We start from the raw sequence: 289 nt of genomic DNA, 5'->3' as shown, positions 1-289 counted from the left end.
ATCTAAAGTCATTAAATTCAACATGTTCAATCCGGTTTTCATCTATTTCTTTTCTCTTTAAATTAGGCAGCTCTAACTCTATGAAAAATGCTTGCTCTAATTCTAAAATAGAGACTTCAGCTTCATAATAATCTTCTCCAGCCGCGTCCCCTGCTCCTTGCCCTTTTCCTGGTCCTTTTTGCTTTTGACCACCTGATCCATCTCTCGCAACGACATCACCAACGTTGCTGTCACCATTTCCTTGCCCAACGTGTTTGTTTTTATCATAATTGTACCTAATCTTATATTC

General features: G+C 38.4%; 1 protein-coding gene. It reads right to left on the bottom strand.

Annotation, left to right across the window (positions count from 1 at the left end; genetic code table 11):
- On the bottom strand, positions 1 to 289 hold a 289-nt coding region (locus ACSG5Z_RS31530; protein ID WP_435712920.1), incomplete at both ends, for a DUF444 family protein.

The sequence above is a fragment of the Bacillus pretiosus genome (assembly GCF_051294775.1).
Classification (GTDB): Bacteria; Bacillota; Bacilli; order Bacillales; family Bacillaceae_G; genus Bacillus_A; species Bacillus_A wiedmannii.
This window is presented reverse-complemented; position numbering and strand designations above follow the sequence as displayed.